The sequence below is a fragment of the Streptomyces sp. NPDC031340 genome, from assembly GCF_055569945.1.
Genome location: NZ_JBVIIE010000016.1, coordinates 87,085 through 104,739 on the forward strand (window position 1 = coordinate 87,085; position 17,655 = coordinate 104,739).

The window sequence follows — 17,655 nt, forward strand, 5'->3', positions numbered from 1 at the left end:
GCGTGAGCGGTCAGGGGGATGCGCTTCCCCGGGCGTGGCGCGGCTGTCCGTGGCCAGGGCGTGAGCGGTCCGCGGGGCGAACCCGCCCAGGCGTGGCGCCGCTGCCCGTGGTCCCGGTGTGAGCGGGCCGGGGCGGGCCCGGGCCGGCGTCGTCGGCGCGGGCGTGGACGTCCGCGTCCGGCGGCCGGGTCGGCAGCGCTTAGGCTGGGGCCGTTCACGCCTCGCATCCGGATCTTGGGGAGAAACGCATGGCACCCGGCCTTCCTACCGCCATGGACCGACCGCACTTCATCGGCATCGGCGGCGCCGGGATGTCGGGCATCGCCAAGATCCTCGCGCAGCGCGGGGCGAAGGTCGCGGGCAGCGACGCGAAGGAGTCCGCGACCGCCGAGGCGCTGCGCGCGCTGGGCGCCACCGTGCACATCGGGCACGCCGCCGAGCACCTGGCCGACGACGCGAGCTGCGTCGTCGTCTCCTCGGCGATCCGCGAGGACAATCCCGAGCTGGTCCGCGCCGCCGAACTGGGCATCCCCGTGGTGCACCGCTCCGACGCGCTGGCCGCTCTGATGGAGGGCCGGCGCGCGATCGCCGTCGCCGGCACCCACGGCAAGACCACCACCACGTCGATGCTGGCGGTGTCCCTGACCGAGCTGGGCCTGAACCCGTCGTACGCGATCGGCGGCGACCTGAACGTGCCCGGCTCCAACGCCCTGCACGGCGACGGCGACATCTTCGTCGCCGAGGCGGACGAATCCGACCGCAGCTTCCACAAGTACGCCCCCGAGGTCGCGATCGTCCTCAACGTGGAGCTCGACCACCACGCCAACTACGCCTCCATGGACGAGATCTACGAGTCCTTCGAGACGTTCGCCGGCCGGATCGTCCCCGGCGGCACGCTGGTGATCTCCGCCGACCACGAGGGCGCGCGGGAACTGACGCGGCGGCTGGCCGGCTCGGTGCGCACGGTGACGTACGGGGAGGCGGAGGACGCCGACGTGCGCGTCCTGTCCGTCGTCGCCCAGGGCCTGAAGAGCGAGGTCACCGTCCTGCTGGACGGCCGGGAGCTCACCTTCACCGTCTCCGTCCCCGGCCGCCACTACGCCCACAACGCCGTCGCCGCGCTCGCCGCGGGCGCCGCCCTCGGCGTCCCGGCCGACGGACTGGCCCCCGCCCTGGCCGCCTACACCGGCGTCAAGCGCCGCCTGCAGCTCAAGGGCGAGGCGGCCGGCGTGCAGGTCGTCGACTCCTACGCCCACCACCCGACGGAGATGACGGCCGACCTGGAGGCCATGCGTGCCGCCGCCGACGGCGCTCGCATCCTCGTGGTCTTCCAGCCGCACCTGTTCTCCCGCACGCAGGAGCTCGGCACCGAGATGGGCCGCGCCCTCACCCTCGCCGACGCCTCCGTCGTCCTCGACATCTACCCGGCCCGCGAGGACCCGCTGCCCGGGGTGACCAGCGAGCTGATCATCGAGGCGGCGCGGGCCGCGGGCGCGGACGTGACCGCGGTCCACGACAAGGACGAGGTGCCGTCGGTGATCGCGGGAATGGTGAAGCCCGGCGATCTCGTTCTGACCATGGGTGCGGGCGACGTCACCGACCTCGGCCCGCGCATCCTGGACCGACTTTCACAGTGAGGGGCTGACGCTCATGTCGTACGACGTCGAGAAGCCGGACGAGCAGTGGCGAGCGGAGCTGACGCCGGCCGAGTACGCGGTGCTGCGCCAGGCCGGCACCGAGCCCGCCTTCGTCGGGGAGTACACCGACACCAAGGCGAAGGGCGTCTACTCCTGTCGCGCCTGCGGGGCCGAACTGTTCACCTCGGACACCAAGTTCGAGTCCCACTGCGGCTGGCCGTCCTTCTACGACCCCAAGGACAGCGACGCGGTCGAGCTCATCGAGGACCGCTCGCACGGGATGGTGCGCACCGAGGTGCGGTGCGCCCGCTGCGGCTCCCACCTCGGCCACGTCTTCGAGGGCGAGGGGTATCCCACTCCGACCGATCAGCGGTACTGCATCAACTCGATCTCGCTGCGTTTGGCACCGGATGAGGTGTGAGGGGCGGGAGGTCGGCGCTCCTGTGAATCCGTCGACTCGCGAAGTCGTCGAGATCCGCTTCAATGTCTGGCCGGTGACCTGACATTACTTCGCTGATCTGGAATACGTGCAGGTCAGAAGGGGTCTGACTGTTCGGTGTCAGACCCCTTGATTTTTACCGTGCTGGACAGGTGCGGGATCTGTGCTGGATGAGAGCGCACATGCCGGCGCGCGCACTGTCCAGACCTGGCGGCGATGGGAAGCGTGGGCGGGTCAGCGCTCCCGCCGATAGGGGTCCACGTACGGCTCCATGGACTGGCGGACCTCTTCCCGGACCGGGTCCATGAGCGGCCCGGGGGCGTAGTAGCGGGCTCGGGCCTTCCCGTGGGGGACGAGCCAGCCGCGGGCGACGAGTTCCCGGATGTCGCGGATGGCTTGCTGGTCGCTCAGGTCGGCGTCCTGCTGGTAGACGGTGCGGCGGACCTTCGCGTCGGAGAACGCGGGCAGCAGGGCGTAGACGACCCGCTCGTCCAGGCCGGTTGCCTCGACGCCCTCGACCAGGCGGGTCCAGGCCCGCGACATGACATCGAAGCGGCGCTGGGCCTGCTGGGCCTGCCGGTGGTGCGCGGTCAGGCAGAACCGGATCCAGGGCCGGGTGTCCCGCTCGGGGCTCCAGTGCGGGCCGCCCAAGTCCTCCAGGACCTGGTAGTAGGCGTACGTGTTCTGCCCCCGGCCGAGCCACTCCTCGATGGAGGAGAACTCGGGTGGCATCAGGGCCTCGCGGGAGAACACGAGGGTGGACAGGGCGCGGGACATGCGTCCGTTGCCGTCCTTCCAGGGGTGGATCTTGACGAGGTTGAGGTGTGCCATGGAAGCACGGACGTGGACGGGAGCGTCGAGGTCGCCCTCGTTGAGCCAGTCGATGAACTCCGACATCAGAGCGGGGACGTCCGCCTGGTCCGGTGCGGTGTAGGCGGGGACCAGGGGGTCGTCGGGGCTGGTGACGTAGGCGGGGCCGTCGCGCCAGCGGCCGGGGCGCTTGTCGAGGTGGTGGCCTTGCAGCATGAAGTGCAGGCCGTTGAGCAGGCCGGCGTCGTACCGGAAGTCGTCACCGGCGTCGGCGAGGGCCTGGATGTAGGTCATACCGCGCTGGTAGCCCTCCAGCTCGGCACGAGTCTTCTCCCCGGTCTCCAGCGGTTCCTCGCCGGACATGAGGGCTTCCACGTCATCGACTGTCGCGGCGTACCCCTCGATGGTGTTCGATCCGGCGATAGCGCGGGCGGTGAGGTTGCGGCGCAGCTGCCGGGTCCAGCGAGGGGTGGCCCGGAGCATGTGGCGCAGGGAGCGACGCATGCTCTCGATCTCGTCGAGGGCCCGCTGGTCGTCGGCGTCCAGGGAGGGAGTGGCGTACAGCATGTCTCCATGACACGATAATGGTGACATCAAGTCAAGCGCGCTGGCAGACCGAGTTCGCCTACACCTACGGCGAGCCGCCCGCCGGCTCCCTGGCCGCGGCCTTCCTCACCTACCTCACCGAACAGGGCGGCCGCGACGTCCTGCGCGCCTACGGCAGCCGCCTGCGCGCCGAGGTGGAGAACCCGCTCGTGTGCGAACCCACGTGACACACCCGCGCGTCGCCGCTGCCGCCGATCAGTGCGAGCCGGCACCGCGTACGCGGGGTCCGCGTACGGGCCCACGGGGTGGACAGTACGCGAAACCGATTCCTGACGTCGGGTGTTGAGCACGGGGCGGCGCATGGGGGCCGTCGCGGTGCGGTAGGCGGAGAGGGGCGGTGGATGGACAGCGTCAACGGCGACGAGGCCCGGACCGGACAGACGACAGAGGCGGACGACGAGGCGGACGATGCGGCGGTTCCGGCCGGGGTGTGGGAGCGGGAGCCCCATCCGTCGGACAGCCTGCGCACGTTCGGCGCGGTCGTCCAGGCCTTGCGCGAACACATGGGACTCAGCCGTGCCGAGCTCGCCGCGCTGGTCCAGTACTCCAAACACACTGTGGCGTCAGTGGAGTTGGGCCGCCGGATGCCGGACCAGGCGTTCATCGAGCGCGCGGAGGAAGCGCTCGGCAACACCGGTGCGCTGCGCAAGGCCGCCCGGTATCTGACGCGGGGGGAGGCGGGCCTCGCGGCGTGGTTCCGGCGGTGGGCCCGGCTGGAGCGGGAGGCGGTGAGCCTGTGCACGTACGAGTGCAGGCTGCTGCCGGGGCTGTTGCAGTCGGAGGCGTACGCGCGGGCGGTGTTCGACAACAGCGTTCCGCTGCTGACCGATGAGCAGACGGAGGCACAGCTCACTGCCCGAATGGGCCGCCAGACGATGCTGCGGGAGCGGCCGACCGTGCCGTTCAGCTTCATCGTGGAGGAGTCGGTCTTCCGGCGCGGGCTGGGCGGGCCACAGGTGCAGACGAGCATGCTGGACCATGTGCTCGAACTGACCGCGCCGCGCAACGTGACTCTCCAAGTGGTGCCGCTGAAGCTGGAGTTCCACGGGTGCCTCGACGGCCCCGTGCGAATTCTGGAGACCCAGGAGGGGAGACGGCTCGGGTACTCGGAGGGACAGCAGAACGGGCGGCTGATCTCCGACCCGAAAGAGATGAGCCTGCTCTGCCGACGCTATGACACACTGCGCTCGCAGGCCCTCAACCCGAGAGAATCCCGGGACCTGCTGGAGCGACTCCGAGGAGAGCCATGAGCAGCGGTACGACGGAACTCGCCTGGTTCAAGTCCAGCTACAGCGGTACCCAGGGCGACGACTGCGTTGAGGTCGCGATCGCCGAACAGGCCGTACACATACGGGACTCCAAGGACGTGACCCGCCCGGCGTTCGCTGTGAGCCGTGAGCTCTGGGGGCAGTTCGTGCGGTTCGCGTCGGGGTACTGAGACAACCCGGAGGCGACCGGCGGGCCGTCTGCCGGTCGCCTCCGTTGGGCTCAGCTCACGACGGGTGCCGGGGCGGCGCCGAACGGTACCGACGCGTGTGAGGTGACCGGGGCCGGGTGGCGCCACAGGCCGCGGCGGGTGAGTTCGGGCAGCACGCCCTCGCCGAACCAGTAGGCCTCCTCGAGGTGGGGATAGCCCGAGAGCACGAACTCGCTGATGCCGACCGAGCGGTACTCCTCGATCAGGTCGGCGATCTCGGTGAACGAGCCCACCAGAGCGGTGCCGGCGCCGCCCCGCACCAGCCCGACGCCGGCCCAGAGGTTGGGGTAGATCTCCAGGTCGTCCTTCGAGCCGCCGTTGAGTTCGAGCATGCGGCGCTGTCCCTCGCCGCCCGAGCGGCGCAGTCCCGCCTGGATGCGGTCGATGTCGGCCTGGTCGATCCGGTCGAGCAGCCGGGCCGCCTCCGCCCACGCGGCACCGGAGGTGTCCCTGGCGATGGTGTGCAGCCGGATGCCGTACCGGAGCGTCCGGCCGTGCTTCGCAGCCGCTGCGCGGACCCGGTCGAGCTTCTCGGCCACGGCGGCCGGCGGCTCGCCCCAGGTGAGGTAGACGTCGGCGTGCCTGGCGGCCACCTCGATGCCCTCGGGCGAGGAGCCGCCGAAGTAGATCTCGGGCTGCGCGTCGGGGAGGTTGTTGAGGCGTGAGGCCTCGACCGACAGGTAGCGGCCCTGGAAGTCGACCGTCTCGCCGGCCCACAGCGCCTTGACGATGGTCAGGAACTCGTCGCAGCGCGCGTAGCGCTCGGCCTTGGTGAGGAAGTCGCCGTACATCCGCTGCTCGTGGTCCTCGCCGCCGGTCACGATGTTGAGCAGCAGGCGGCCGCCCGAGAGGTTGACGAAGGTGCTCGCCATCTGGGCCGCGAGGTAGGGACCGACCGAGTCGGGGCGCAGCGCGACGAGGAACTTCAGCCGCTCGGAGAGGGAGTTGACCATCGCGGTGGTCACCCAGGCGTCCTGGCACCACGCGCCCGTGGGCGTCAGCGCGGCTTCAAATCCGAGCTGCTCGGCCGAACGCGCGATCTGCCCCAGGTAGGGCACGGACGCGGGCCGGCCGGCGGCCTCCGCGGTGAGTCCATGGCCCCCGCCGATGATGTGGCGGCCGTCGCCGCCGTTGGTGGGGAGGAACCAGTGGAACTTCAGGTCGTTCACGAGTACGTCTTTCGTTGTCGGATCAGGCCGGGTGGACTTTCGGGGGCGCGTTGTCAGAGCTGGCCGTGCCGGGGCGGCAGGTGTCCCTCGACCGCCCAGCGGCCGAGGTGCTGCAGCTTCCACGCCGCCGGGTCGTGCAGGCTGTGGGTGCGGGCGTTGCGCCAGTGCCGGTCGAGCCCCTCGACGCTCAGCGCCGCCCGGGTCCCGGCGACCTCCAGGAGCCGTGAGCCCACCTCGACCGACACCCGCGTCGAGGAGGCGCGCGCGGCGGCGACGGCGAGGCTGGCCGCGGCGGCCGATTCCTCCGAGAGGTCGCCGTCGGCCGTGTCGACGGCACGCCCCGCCTCGGCCAGCAGCGCTTCCGTGCCGCGCACCGCCAGCTCCATCTCGCCGAAGGCGTGCACCACCACCGGGTCCTGCGCGGCGCGGTCGATGCCGTGGATCGCCACCGCGTCGGGGTAGGGACGCGACTTCGTGGTGACGAAGGCGGCCGCGTCGTCGAGTGCCGCCCGCGCGATGCCGGTGTCGATGGCGGCGTGGATCAGCTGGGCGAAGGAACCGTACGTCGTGGGGCCGTCGAAGACCTCGGCGTAGTCGGTGATCCACTCCTCGCCCACCGCGACGTCCGTGAAGGTGGCCGTACCCGAGGCGGTGGTGCGCTGGCCGACGGCGTCCCAGTCGTCGACGACCGAGACCCCGTGGGCGTCGCGGCGTACCCATGCGACGTGCATCGGCCCGTCCGGCCCGAGGTGGGCCAGCACGGGGATCCAGTCGGCGAAGAGCGCGCCGGTGCAGTAGAACTTGGTGCCGTTGAGCCGCCATCCGTCCCCGTGCGGGTCGCGGGTCAGGGTGGCGCGGAAGTCCCGCACGTGCTTCGTGCCCAGCTCGGACTGGGCGTTGCCGAACCACCGGCCCGCCAGGACCTCGCCGAAGAGCCGCTCCTGCTGCGCCCGGCTGCCCTGCAGCCGCAGCTGGTTGACGTAGATGAAGTGGCTGAGCGGGATCTGGCCGAGGTTCGGGTCGGCCCGGCTGATCCGCCGCACCACCTCCGCCACGGCCGATGCGGGAAGACCGGGACCGCCGAACGCGCGCGGCACGGTGATGGCCAGCAGGCCGCTGCCTGCCAGTCGGCGGAGCTGTTCGAACGGCAGGATCCGCTCGCGGTCGCGTGACGCGGCCCCGGTGGCGAACTCCTCGGCGAGCCGGGCGGCCGCGGCGAGCGCGCCCGGAGTGTCGAGCACCTCCACCCGTGCCGCCTCCCCGCCCGGCCGACGCGCGTCGGCCGGCGCGCCTGACGCCCTGCCCCCGCCCCCGGTGGTGGCCGGGAGCCGGTCCTCCTGCAACGTCATGAGATGTGTGCCCTTTCCCGGATCAGTGAGTGGCGGTGAGCGCGGCGGTCTGTTCCGCTTCGGCCCAGCTGCGCGGGCCGTTGGTGAAGGCTCCGCGGTATCGGGCCGCCGGATGGCGCTCGGAGAGCCGGTCCTGGCCGAACAGCTTGCGGCGCAGCGTGCCCTCGCCGTACTCGCTCTGGGCGAGGCCGCGCTCGCGCAGCACCGGCAGGACCTTGTCGGCGAACTCCTGGAAGGACCCGGGGATCACCCAGTTGATGACGTTGATGCCGTCGACACCGGCGGCCTGCCACACCTCGACGGCGTCGGCGATCTGCTCGGGCGTGCCCACGATCACGGTGTCCTCGAGCCGCTGGATGGCCAGGTCGCCGACGGTCGGCTCGCGGTCGGTGATGTGCTTGCGCAGGTGCTCCAGGAAGCCCTTGGCCGTGTTGGTGTCGATCCGGCTCAGCGGGGTGTCGGCGGGGTAGACCCGGCCGGCCTTGTCGACGATCGCGGAGTGCGCGGCGTAGCCGTCGGAACTGACGTACTCCTGGTACCACGCGAACTTCTCGCGGGCCTCCTCCTCGGTGTCGCCGATCACGAAGGAGAGCCCCTGGTGGAAGGTGATGTCCCGCGGGTCACGGCCGTACGACACCGCGAGCGCGCGGGTCTCCTCGATCTGCTGGCGGGCGATCTCCGGCGTCGGGGCGATCAGGAAGACGGCCTCGGCGTTGCGGGCGGCGAAGTCGCGGCCCGGGCCCGAGGAGCCGGCCTGGAAGAGCAGCGGCGTCCGCTGCGGCGAGGGGGCCGGGAGGAACGGCCCCTCGACGCGGTAGCGCGGCGAGGAGTGGAAGATCTTGTGGATCTTGTTCGGGTCGGCGTGCCGGCTGCCCGCCTTGTCCTGGACCAGCGCGCCGTCGTCCCACGAGCCCTCCCACAGCTTGTAGGTCACGTCGACGAACTCGTCGGCCCAGCGGTAGCGCTCGGAGTGGTCCTCCAGCGCCTCGTAGCCGAAGTTGCGGTAGCCGTTGTCCTGGGTGCCGGTGACGATGTTCCACGCGATGCGGCCCTTGGAGATGTGGTCCAGGGTGGTCAGCTGGCGGGCGAAGTTGGTCGGGTGCTGCTGGAAGACGTTGCTGGTGACGGCCAGGCCGATGTGCTTCGTGTGGGCGGCCAGGGCGCCGACGAGCACGGCCGGGTCGTTGCTGGGGATCTGCAGGCCTTCGTTGACGTAGACCGAGTAGTCGGCCTCGGCGTCGCCGTACAGGCCCACGACGTCGGCGAAGAACATCGAGTCGAACTTCGCCTCCTCCAGGATCCTGGCGAGGTCGATCCATGTCTCGACGTCGTTGAAGTTGTGCTGCTGGGCGTCCGGCCGGCGCCACTGGCCGTGGTGGATGTGGCTCGTCGTGTTCATCACGAAGGCGTTGAAGAACAGGCGCTTGCGCTGGGCGGGGGTGGTGTCGATGGTCATGAGGCACTCCTGTGCGGGGCGGAACGCGCGGTGTCGTGAGTGTGGACGGTGGGACTGTCGGTGGGGCCGCTCGCCCGGTTCGCCTGCGCGGCCTGCCAGGTGCGGGTGATCCACTCGCTCGGCGAGGTGCCGTTGAGCGCCGCGTCGCCCACGATCGTCTGGCGGTAGATCGCCGGGTTGTGCGAGGCCAGCGTCCGGGCGTTGCGCCAGTGCCGGTCGAGCCGGAACCGCTCGGTCACCGCCGACGCGCCGCCGACCTCGAAGATCTCCGTCGTCAGGTCGAGCACGAGCTCGATGACCGCCGTCTGGGCCGCGAAGACCGCGAGGTCCGCGGCGTCGAAGAGCTCGGGGGTGGCCTTCTGCCGGAGCTGGGCCCGGTGCACCCGGTCGAGCTCGTCGACGGCGGCCAGGGTGATCGCGGAGGCGCCGAAGGACTTCGAGCGGACGCGTCCGACGACCTGCTGGACCTGCGGGTCGAGCCGTGGCTGGGGGTACAGCGGGTTGGCGAGGTTGCGCCCACGCTGCTGGACGAAGGCGACGATGTCGCGGACGGCCGCCCGTGCGATGCCGGACAGCGTGGCGAGGTGGACGAGCTGGAAGACCGCGAGCAGTGTCGTCCCGCGGAAGACCCCGTTGGGACGGACCTCGACGTCCTCCGGTGCGATCCGGACGTCGTCGAAGATCGTCGTGCCCGAGCCGGTCAGGCGCTGACCGAAGCCGTCCCAGTCGTCGATCCGTCGCACGCCCGGGGCGCCGGCCGGGACCAGGACGTCGGCGCTGTGCTCGGCGTCGAGAGCCGCGGTCGTCTGGATCCAGTCGGCGAAGAGGCTCCCGGTGGAGTAGAACTTCCTGCCGTTCAGCGACCAGCCGGCGGCGTCGCCGGAGCCCGCCGCGCGGACCGTGGTGACGTTCTCCCAGAAGGAACCGTTGCCCTGCTCCGACTGGGCGTTGCCCACGATGACGCCCGCCGAGATCCGCCGCAGCCGGCGCTCCCGGACCTCCGGGTCCTGGTGCACCAGCAGCGACTCGACGAAGCCGATGTGGCCCCGCCACAGCTGCGGCAGGTTGGAGTCCGCCTCCGCCAGCTCGATGAGCAGGCGGAAGAACTGCGGCAGCGTCGCGCCCAGCCCCCCGAACTCCACGGGCACCCGGACCCGCCCGAAGCCGGCCGTCCGCAGCGCCGCCACCTCGTCGTACGGCAGCCCGCGGTCGGCCTCGCGGTCGATCGCGCCGCGGGCGATCTCCTCGAAGACCGGCCCGAAGCGTTCGCGGAGCTCCGCGTCGGTGATCCCTCCACCGAGGGTGTCGCCGCTCATGCCTGCGAGATCCGGGGCAGGGCGGTCAGGAGCCGCCGGGTGTAGTCGTGCCGCGGGCGCTCGAAGACGTCGTCCGCGGTGCCCGACTCGACGACCCTGCCGTCCTTCATCACCAGGATCCGGTCGCTCATGTGGTGGATCACGCCCAGGTCGTGGGAGATGAACAGGTACGAGACGCCGAGCTCGTCCTGGAGGTCGGTGAGCAGGTCGAGTACCTGCGCCTGGACCGAGACGTCGAGGGCCGACACCGGCTCGTCGCAGACGATGACACCGGGCTCGGGGGCCAGCGCCCGCGCGATGGCGACGCGCTGGCGCTGGCCGCCCGAGAGGCGCAGCGGGGCCGAGTCGAAGTGCTCCTCGCGGAGCCCGACCTGCTCCAGGAGCCGGACGGCCCTGCCGCGGGCCTCCGCCCGCGAGGAGGGCGGGGTGGGCCCGGTGGCCAACGCGTCCGTGAGGATGCGCCCGACCGGCCACCGGGGGTCGAAGGAGCTCAGCGGGTCCTGGTAGACCACGCCGATCCGGGGGCGCAGCGGGCGACGCTGTGCCTGGGTGAGGCTCGACCACGCCTGGCCGTGCAGCAGCACCTCGCCGGCGGTCGGGCTGATCAGGGACAGCGCGATCCGGGCGGTGGTGGTCTTGCCGGAGCCGGACTCGCCGACGATGCCGAGCGTCTCACCCTGGAAGAGCTCGAAGGAGACGTCGTCGACGACGGTGCGGTCGATCTTGTCCGGGCCGGTGTAGACCTTGGTGAGGTGACGGGCGTCGAGGACCGGGCGGCCCCGCTCGATCGGCTTGCGGGTGCGGACGGCGGGCGAGCCGGCGGCGTCCGGAGCGGGCTTCACCAGCCGCTGGCCGCGGGTGTGCTCCGACGGCACCGCGTCGAGCAGCGCCTGGGTGTAGGGGTGCCGCGCGTCGCGCAGGATCCGGTGCGCGGGACCCTGCTCGACGATCTCGCCGTCCTTCATGACCGCGATGTCGTCGGCGAGGCGGGCCACGACGGAGAGGTCGTGGCTGATCAGGATGATCGCCCGGCCGCGTTCCTTGGCCTCGATGAGCAGGTCGAGGATCTGGGCCTGGATGGTGACGTCGAGGGCCGTCGTCGGCTCGTCGGCGATGAGCAGCGGCGGGTCCAGGGCGATCGCCCCGGCGATCAGGGTGCGCTGCCGCAGGCCGCCGGACAGCTCGTAGGGCCGCTGGCGCGCCTTCACCTCCGGCTCGGGCACGCCGACCGAGGCGAGCAGCTCGATCGCGCTGGCCTTGCGGGAGGCCCTGGTGCCGACGCCGTGCAGCCTGAGCGGCTCCGCCACCTCGTCACCGACCTTGCGGAGCTGGTCGAGGGAGACCAGCGCGTCCTGGAGGACGAAGCCGACCTCCTTGCCCCGGATCCGGCGCCAGGCGCGTTCGCTCTGCCGGGTGAGGTCGAGGCCGTCGAGCGTCATCCGGTCCGCGCTCACCCGCGAGCCGCCGCCGGTGAGGCCGACGAGCGTGCGGGCGGTGACGGACTTGCCGGAACCGGACTCGCCCACGATCGCCAGGCAGCGGCCCGGGTGGGCGGAGAAGGAGATGCCGTGGACGACCTCCCGGCCGCCGAACCGGACGCGGAGCCCCTCGACGCTGAGCAGCGGCGCGACGGGGGCCGCCCCGTCGGTACGGGCGGACCGGCCGGCCGAGGCGACCTGCCCGGTGCCGGTGTCGTCGGCTGAGGTGTCGGTGGTGTCCAGCGAGACGGTCATCGGGCCGCTCCTTCCAGTCGCTGTCGGATCGCCCGGCCGAGGGTGGTGACCGAGATGGCGAAGAGGACGATCACGAGGCCCGGGAGGACCTCGAGCCACCACTGGGTGGTGATGTAGTTGCGTCCGGAGTCCAGGAGCGCGCCCCACTCGGGGCTCGGCGGCGGGACGCCCAGGCCGAGGAAGGCCAGGGACGAGGCCCACACGATGGACTGTCCGACGCCGAGGGTGACGACGGCGACCAGCGGGCGCATGGCGTTGGGGAAGAGGTGGTGGCGCAGGACCGTCCACCGGCTGTGGCCCAGCGCGTGGGCCGACTCGATGTAGCCGGCCTGGCGCACGTTGAGCACCTGGCCGCGCACCATGCGGGCGTAGCCCGGCATGGAGCTGATCCCGACCGCGATGATCGACGTCTTGACCGACGGCCCGAAGACGGAGATCACCAGCAGCGCCGCCAGCAGGGACGGGAAGGCGAAGAGGACCTCGAGGGCGCGGGTGACGACCGTGTCCACCACGCCGCCGGCGAGCGCGGAGACGAAGCCGAGCACGATGGCCAGGCCCATGGCGATCGCGGTGGCGCCGAGGCCGATCCCGAGGGAGAGCCGGGTGCCGTGCACGACTCGGCTGAAGACGTCGCGGCCGGCCTCGTCCGTGCCGAACAGGTGGTGCCACGACGGCGCGGCGAGGGCGTCGGTCAGCTCGACATGGGTCGGCGTCGTGGAGGCGAGCACGCCGGGCGCGATCGCGGCCAGTACGACGAGCGCGATGAACACGGCGGAGAGGGTGGCGCCGAGGCCGAGGCTCAGGCGGACGGCCCGCCGGGGCTCGGCCGCCTCCGTGCTGATCGGCTCTGGGCCGACCGGGTCGGGACTGAGCGAGACGGTGGTCATGAGGCACGCAGCCTTGGGTCGATGACGGTGTAGGCGAGGTCGACGAGGAGGTTGGCGACGACGTAGATGGCGGCCACGACCACCACGACTCCGGCGACGGTCGGGACGTCGCGGGTGCTGACCGCGGTGTTGAGGACCATGCCGATGCCGGGCCGCCCGTAGATGTTCTCCACGATGACCGCGCCCGAGACGAGCGCGCCGAGTGCCCAGCCCGACAGGGTGACCGCCGGCAGCACCGCGTGCCGCAGGGCGTGCCGGAGGCGTACGGCGGTGTCGCTCATGCCCCGGGTACGGGCGGTGGTGACGAACGGCTGGTCGAGGACCTTGTCGAGCTCGTCACGGATGACCTGCCCGAGGAAGCCGCTGAGCGGGATCGCCAGGGTGAGCACCGGGAGGACGAGGCCCGAGGCGCCCGAGCCGCTGATGACGGGGAAGAGCGGGATCTTCACCGCGAGGACCACCAGCAGGATGACGCCCACCCAGTAGTGCGGCAGGCTCGCGGTGAACGCCTCGAAGACCGAGCCGAGTCCTTCGAGGGCCCGTCCGCGCTTCACGGTGAGCAGCGAGACCGCGAGCGCGATCACCCAGGCCACGACGAGCGCCGAGACGGTCAGCACGAGGCTCGGCACGATCTGGGCGCCGATCACCCGCGTGACCGGCTGGTACTGGGTGTAGGAGGTGCCGAGGTCGCCCTTGAAGAAGCCGCCCAGGTAGTGCAGCCACTGCGAGACCAGCGGGTTGTCGAAGCCGAACTCGTGCCGCACTGGCGCCAGTTCGGCCGCGGTGTAGTTCTGCTGCTTGCCGTTGCGCATGTTGAGGATCGCCGTCGCGCGGTCGCCCGGGATCAGGATCTGGGCGAACCAGGCCAGGGAGGCCGCAGCGAGGAGCACGCCGACCGCCGAGACGATCTTGACGGCGGCCCTGCGGGCGGCCCGCGCGGTCGCCCACGCGGGCCGCCTCGGCGTCGCGAGCGACGCCGGGTCGGGGGTGATGGCAGTCATGACAGACCTCGCCTCACTGCTTGCCGGTGAAGTACGCGTCGGAGAAGACCGGCTCGCCCTGGCTCTTCTCGACCCAGAAGTTGTGCAGCTTGTCCGAGACGGCGATCAGCGTGTTCTGGGTGTAGAGCCCGACGCCGGCGGCGTCGTCGTTGATGATCTTCTGGGCCTGCTTGTACTGGCCGAACCCGGCGGCGGTGTCGGTGTTCGTGTTGGCCTTGTCGATCAGCTTGGTGAGCGTGGAGTTGTTGTAGAACGACTGGTTGTTGCCGTTCGGGCTGTCCTTGGTGGACTCACGCCAGACGATCCAGAGGATCGCCGGGCTGGGGCTGGTCCAGTACGACGCCTGGGCGTCGTAGCCGTTCGGGCCGCTGTACTTGCCGCCCCACGACTCGGCCTGCGTGGCGGGGACCAGGGTGACGCCGAAACCGTTCTGCTTCCACTGCTCCTGCAGCGCCTGCAGGACGGTCGCGCCCTCGCTGGTGAAGATGTAGCCCGGGCCGTAGACGAGCCGGATCTTCAGCTTCTGCCCGCCCTTGGCGTAGATCCCGTCGGCGCCCTTCTTCCAGCCGGCCTGCTTCAGCAACCGGTCGGCCTTGCCGGGGTTGTAGGGGTACGGGTCGGTGCCGAGGTAGCCGGGGGTGGACTGCGAGACGGCGGGGTTGGGCTCGTAGGGGATCACGCCGTGGAAGCCCGCCTCGACCGCGGCCTTGCGGTCGGCGGCGTAGGCGAAGGCCTGCCGGACGAGCTTGTCCTTGAACGGCCCCTTCACGGTGTTGAGGTAGAACGAGACCGGGTGACCCGGGGTGATGTAGCGGATCGTGTTCCTGAACTTGGCCTGGGCGTCCTTCCAGTTGACGGTCGGGACCTCGTAGACCACGTCGGACTGGCCGGTGGTCAGCGAGGCGTAGCGCGAGGTGCCGTCGGCGACGAACTTCCAGTCGATCCTGTCGACGTACGCCGGGCCGTGGTGCTTCGCGGTCGCGGGCCACGAGGTGTAGTGGGGGTTCCGCTTGAAGACGACGTTCTGGCCCTTGTTCCACTTCTCGACGGTGAAGGCGCCGGAGCCGATCGGCCGCTCGCAGTTCTGCTCCTTCGTCCGGGTCTTGAGCGCGTGCTCGGACTGGATGCCGAAGTAGCCCTGCGTGATCAGGCGGAGGAACTCGGGGTAGGGCTTGGTGAGGTGAATGGCGACGTGGGTCGCGTCGACCGCCTCGGCGTTCTTGTAGTACGGGTCTATGGACACCTTGGCGGTGCCGTTGAGGTCGCTCTTCTCGAACTGCTCGAAGTTGTAGGCGACGGCCTCGGCGTCGACCGGGGTGCCGTCGGTGAACTTCACGCCCTTCTTGAGGGTGAAGGTGTAGGTCAGGCCGTCGGCCGAGGTCTTCCACGAGGTGGCCAGCCACGGCTTGACGCTGCCGTCCTCGGCCTCGGTCACCAGGCCGTCGAGGACCTGGCGGGAGATGTAGGCCTGCTGGATCCAGCCGCCGAAGATGCAGGGCGGCTCCTGGACGTGCGTGTAGGTGATCGTGCCGCCCTGGACGGGCTTGCCGCCGGTGCCGCCGGCCGAGCCGCTGCCGCTGCCGCAGGCCGCCAGCGCGAGACTCGTGAGCACGGCGCCGACGGAGGTGACGGCGAGACGGGGTCTGGTGAAGTGGGTCATCAGCTGGCTTTCTTTGCAGGGCGGTTGGGCGTGGGGATCGGGTCCGAGATGCCCTCGGGGCGAGGAAGGTTCTTGCCGCCGCGGTAGTGGGTGGCGGGGTGGTTGGGAGGGAGCCGGTCGCCGCGGCCGAAGATCCGGTCGCGGAGCGACTCGGACTCGTCGTACGACGTGCGCAGCCGGCCCCGGGCCCGCAGGACGGGCACGACGAGCTCGATGAAGTCCTTCGCCGTGTCGAACGTGTGGTACTGGAGCAGGTTGATGCCGTCGAGGCCGAGGTCGTCGAGCCAGTGCTCGATCGCGTCGGCCGCCTGCTCGGGGGTGCCGACGACCGACAGCGGGTGGCGGGAGATGTCGCCGAAGCCGGCAAGGAACTCACCGACGGTTCCGTCGGACTTCAGCTGCCCCCAGCGGCCGGCCCGGCCGTCCTCGACGGCGATGTCGGCGAGCGGGGTCTCCGGCGGCAGCGCGGTCGGGTCCCAGGGGAGTCCGGTGTGGGCGAGGTAGCCCTCCGGGTCGGAGAGTTCCTGGAAGCGGGCGGCCTTGGCGCGCGCCTCCTCCTCGGTCGGCGCGACGATGACGCCGGCCGTCGTGATCACCTTGAGGTCGTCGCGGGTCCGGCCGGCGTCGACGGCGGCCTGCTTGAGACCGGCGACGAGTTCCTTGACCGCGTCTGGGGTGCCGCCGCCGGTGAAGACGACCTCGGAGTGCTTGCCGGCGAAGGCGATGCCGTCGGCCGACTGGGTCGCGGTGAAGAGCACCGGGGTGCGTTGGCGGCTGGGGCTGGGCAGGTGCGGGCCCTCGACCTTGAAGTGCTTGCCGACGTGATCGATCGGGCGGATCTTCGCCGGATCGGCGAACACGTTGTGCTCGCGGTCGGCGATGATCGCGTCGTCGTCCCAGCTGCCCTCCCAGAGCTTGTAGAGCACGTCGAGGTACTCGTCGGCGATCTCGAACCGCGTGCCGTGCTCGACCTCGTCCGGCAGCCCGTGGTTGCGGGCGGCGTTGGGCAGGTAGGACGTGACGATGTTCCAGCCGACGCGGCCCTTGGTGAGGTGGTCGAGCGTGCTCGCCCGGCGGGCCCAGGCGAACGGCGGCTCGTACGTCGTGGAGAAGGTGATCCCGAAGCCGAGGTGCTTCGTCACGGCGGCCATGGCCGGCACGACGACGGCCGGGTCGTTGTTGGGGATCTGCAGACCCTGCTTGATCGCGGTCTCCGCGGAGCCGCGGAAGGTGTCGTAGGTGCCGACGACGTCGGCGAGGAAGACGGCGTCGAAGCCGCCCTTCTCCAGCAGCTGGGCCAACTCGGTCCAGTACTCGATGTCGTTGAACCGCTCGCGGTTGTTGTCCGGCAGCCGCCACAGGCCGTGGGTGATGTGGCTGACGCAGTTCATCTCGAAGAGGTTGAGGATGAGCCGCTTCTTCCCTGGGGAGCGCGGTGGTCGAGCGGATGGCTGGGTGCGGGACATGGGGGCCCTTCGGGGGTGTTGCTGGGTGGTGCGGAGTCCGGCCCGGGGAATCAGGCAGCGGCGAGGACGCGGTGGCGGGCGGTGAGCGCGGACGAGAAGGCGTCGGCGACCCGGTAGACCTCGCGGGCGGTGTCCTCCTGGACGGTGACCGCGCCGTCCGGGGCGACCGTGATGTGCTTGTCGACCACGAACCAGCCGGGCAGTACATGGTCGGCGCCCATGGAGGTGAGCACCGGCCTCAACGCGTAGTCCACGGCCAGGACATGGGCCGGGCTGCCGCCGGTGGCCAGCGGGAGCACCGCCTTGCCCGCGAGGGCGTACTGGGGCAGCAGGTCCAAGAGGGTCTTGAGCAGACCGGAGTAGGCGGCCTTGTAGACGGGTGTCCCTATCACCACACCGTCGGCCTGCTCGAACAGCCGGGCCGCCCCCTGGATCGCGGGGTGGCCGAAATCAGCCCCCAGCAGCGCCTCGGGGGGCAGCGTGCGCACGTCGAGTGGGATCACATGGTGTCCCTGCCCGGCCAGGCGTGCGTCGAGGTGGCGCAGCAGGCGACCGGTGCGGGAGGTCGGGGACGGGCTTCCCGATACGGAGAGCACGGTGGGCATGGGGGCTCCTTCACAGAGGGCAGGGCGGCAGGGCGCACTGGAAC

The 17,655-nt window shown here is 71.1% G+C and carries 16 protein-coding genes; 5 read left to right on the forward strand and 11 right to left on the reverse strand.

All coding sequences use genetic code 11. The features are described 5' to 3' along the window. Positions 1-248 precede the first annotated feature (248 nt). Positions 249-1,637: a UDP-N-acetylmuramate--L-alanine ligase gene (gene murC, locus ACZ5GT_RS15000; protein ID WP_469021768.1), complete on the forward strand. Its 1,389-nt coding sequence runs from the start codon at positions 249-251 to the stop codon at positions 1,635-1,637. A gap of 13 nt (positions 1,638-1,650) precedes the next feature. Next, complete coding sequence (gene msrB, locus ACZ5GT_RS15005) at positions 1,651-2,058, forward strand: peptide-methionine (R)-S-oxide reductase MsrB (RefSeq protein ID WP_469021773.1); 408 nt, start codon at positions 1,651-1,653, stop codon at positions 2,056-2,058. 252 nt (positions 2,059-2,310) lie between these two features. On the opposite strand, the gene ACZ5GT_RS15010 is transcribed toward msrB, so the two are convergent. Further along, complete coding sequence (locus ACZ5GT_RS15010) at positions 2,311-3,453, reverse strand: Fic family protein (RefSeq protein ID WP_469021776.1); 1,143 nt, start codon at positions 3,451-3,453, stop codon at positions 2,311-2,313. Positions 3,454-3,470: 17 nt separating this feature from the next. Here ACZ5GT_RS15010 and ACZ5GT_RS15015 point away from each other — a divergent pair, with 17 nt between their 5' ends. The 3 genes from ACZ5GT_RS15015 (at position 3,471) to ACZ5GT_RS15025 (ending at position 4,930) form a co-directional block, all read left to right on the forward strand. Beyond that, positions 3,471-3,659 (forward strand): hypothetical protein, encoded by a 189-nt coding sequence (locus ACZ5GT_RS15015; RefSeq protein WP_469021779.1) that lies wholly within the window; start codon positions 3,471-3,473, stop codon positions 3,657-3,659. Positions 3,660-3,833: 174 nt separating this feature from the next. After that, entirely contained in the window at positions 3,834-4,742 is a 909-nt protein-coding gene (locus tag ACZ5GT_RS15020; protein WP_469021782.1) for a helix-turn-helix domain-containing protein, read from the forward strand. Beyond that, complete coding sequence (locus tag ACZ5GT_RS15025) at positions 4,739-4,930, forward strand: DUF397 domain-containing protein (protein WP_469021785.1); 192 nt, start codon at positions 4,739-4,741, stop codon at positions 4,928-4,930. Before ACZ5GT_RS15020 ends, ACZ5GT_RS15025 begins: the two co-directional genes overlap by 4 nt. 50 nt (positions 4,931-4,980) lie before the next feature. Here the strand turns inward: ACZ5GT_RS15025 and ACZ5GT_RS15030 are convergent, their stop codons facing one another. The 10 genes from ACZ5GT_RS15030 to ssuE are packed head-to-tail and all read right to left on the reverse strand — an operon-like array spanning position 4,981 to position 17,611. Further along, complete coding sequence (locus ACZ5GT_RS15030) at positions 4,981-6,138, reverse strand: LLM class flavin-dependent oxidoreductase (protein WP_469021788.1); 1,158 nt, start codon at positions 6,136-6,138, stop codon at positions 4,981-4,983. Positions 6,139-6,191: 53 nt separating this feature from the next. Next, positions 6,192-7,487 carry an SfnB family sulfur acquisition oxidoreductase gene (locus tag ACZ5GT_RS15035; RefSeq protein ID WP_469021790.1) on the reverse strand — a complete coding sequence of 432 codons (1,296 nt, stop codon included), beginning with the start codon at positions 7,485-7,487 and terminating at the stop codon, positions 6,192-6,194. 22 nt (positions 7,488-7,509) lie between these two features. After that, complete coding sequence (locus ACZ5GT_RS15040; protein WP_469021793.1) at positions 7,510-8,943, reverse strand: NtaA/DmoA family FMN-dependent monooxygenase; 1,434 nt, start codon at positions 8,941-8,943, stop codon at positions 7,510-7,512. Then, entirely contained in the window at positions 8,940-10,259 is a 1,320-nt protein-coding gene (locus ACZ5GT_RS15045) for an acyl-CoA dehydrogenase family protein (RefSeq protein ID WP_469021799.1), read from the reverse strand. The genes ACZ5GT_RS15040 and ACZ5GT_RS15045 overlap by 4 nt, the downstream gene beginning before the upstream one ends. Beyond that, positions 10,256-11,992 (reverse strand): dipeptide ABC transporter ATP-binding protein, encoded by a 1,737-nt coding sequence (locus ACZ5GT_RS15050; RefSeq protein WP_469021802.1) that lies wholly within the window; start codon positions 11,990-11,992, stop codon positions 10,256-10,258. Before ACZ5GT_RS15050 ends, ACZ5GT_RS15045 begins: the two co-directional genes overlap by 4 nt. Further along, a complete protein-coding gene (locus ACZ5GT_RS15055) occupies positions 11,989-12,879 on the reverse strand; it encodes an ABC transporter permease (RefSeq protein WP_469021805.1) in 891 nt (296 codons plus the stop codon). The genes ACZ5GT_RS15050 and ACZ5GT_RS15055 overlap by 4 nt, the downstream gene beginning before the upstream one ends. Then, positions 12,876-13,880: an ABC transporter permease gene (locus tag ACZ5GT_RS15060; protein WP_469021810.1), complete on the reverse strand. Its 1,005-nt coding sequence runs from the start codon at positions 13,878-13,880 to the stop codon at positions 12,876-12,878. The genes ACZ5GT_RS15055 and ACZ5GT_RS15060 overlap by 4 nt, the downstream gene beginning before the upstream one ends. A 13-nt stretch (positions 13,881-13,893) precedes the next feature. After that, the gene (locus ACZ5GT_RS15065; protein ID WP_469021816.1) at positions 13,894-15,540 is read right to left on the reverse strand and encodes an ABC transporter substrate-binding protein; all 1,647 of its coding nucleotides are present in this window, start codon (positions 15,538-15,540) and stop codon (positions 13,894-13,896) included. Continuing rightward, on the reverse strand, positions 15,540-17,006 hold the full coding sequence (locus ACZ5GT_RS15070) for an NtaA/DmoA family FMN-dependent monooxygenase (RefSeq protein ID WP_469021821.1): 1,467 nt from the start codon (positions 17,004-17,006) through the stop codon (positions 15,540-15,542). Before ACZ5GT_RS15070 ends, ACZ5GT_RS15065 begins: the two co-directional genes overlap by 1 nt. A 50-nt stretch (positions 17,007-17,056) precedes the next feature. Next, entirely contained in the window at positions 17,057-17,611 is a 555-nt protein-coding gene (ssuE, locus tag ACZ5GT_RS15075; protein WP_469021825.1) for an NADPH-dependent FMN reductase, read from the reverse strand. Positions 17,612-17,655: the final 44 nt, after the last annotated feature.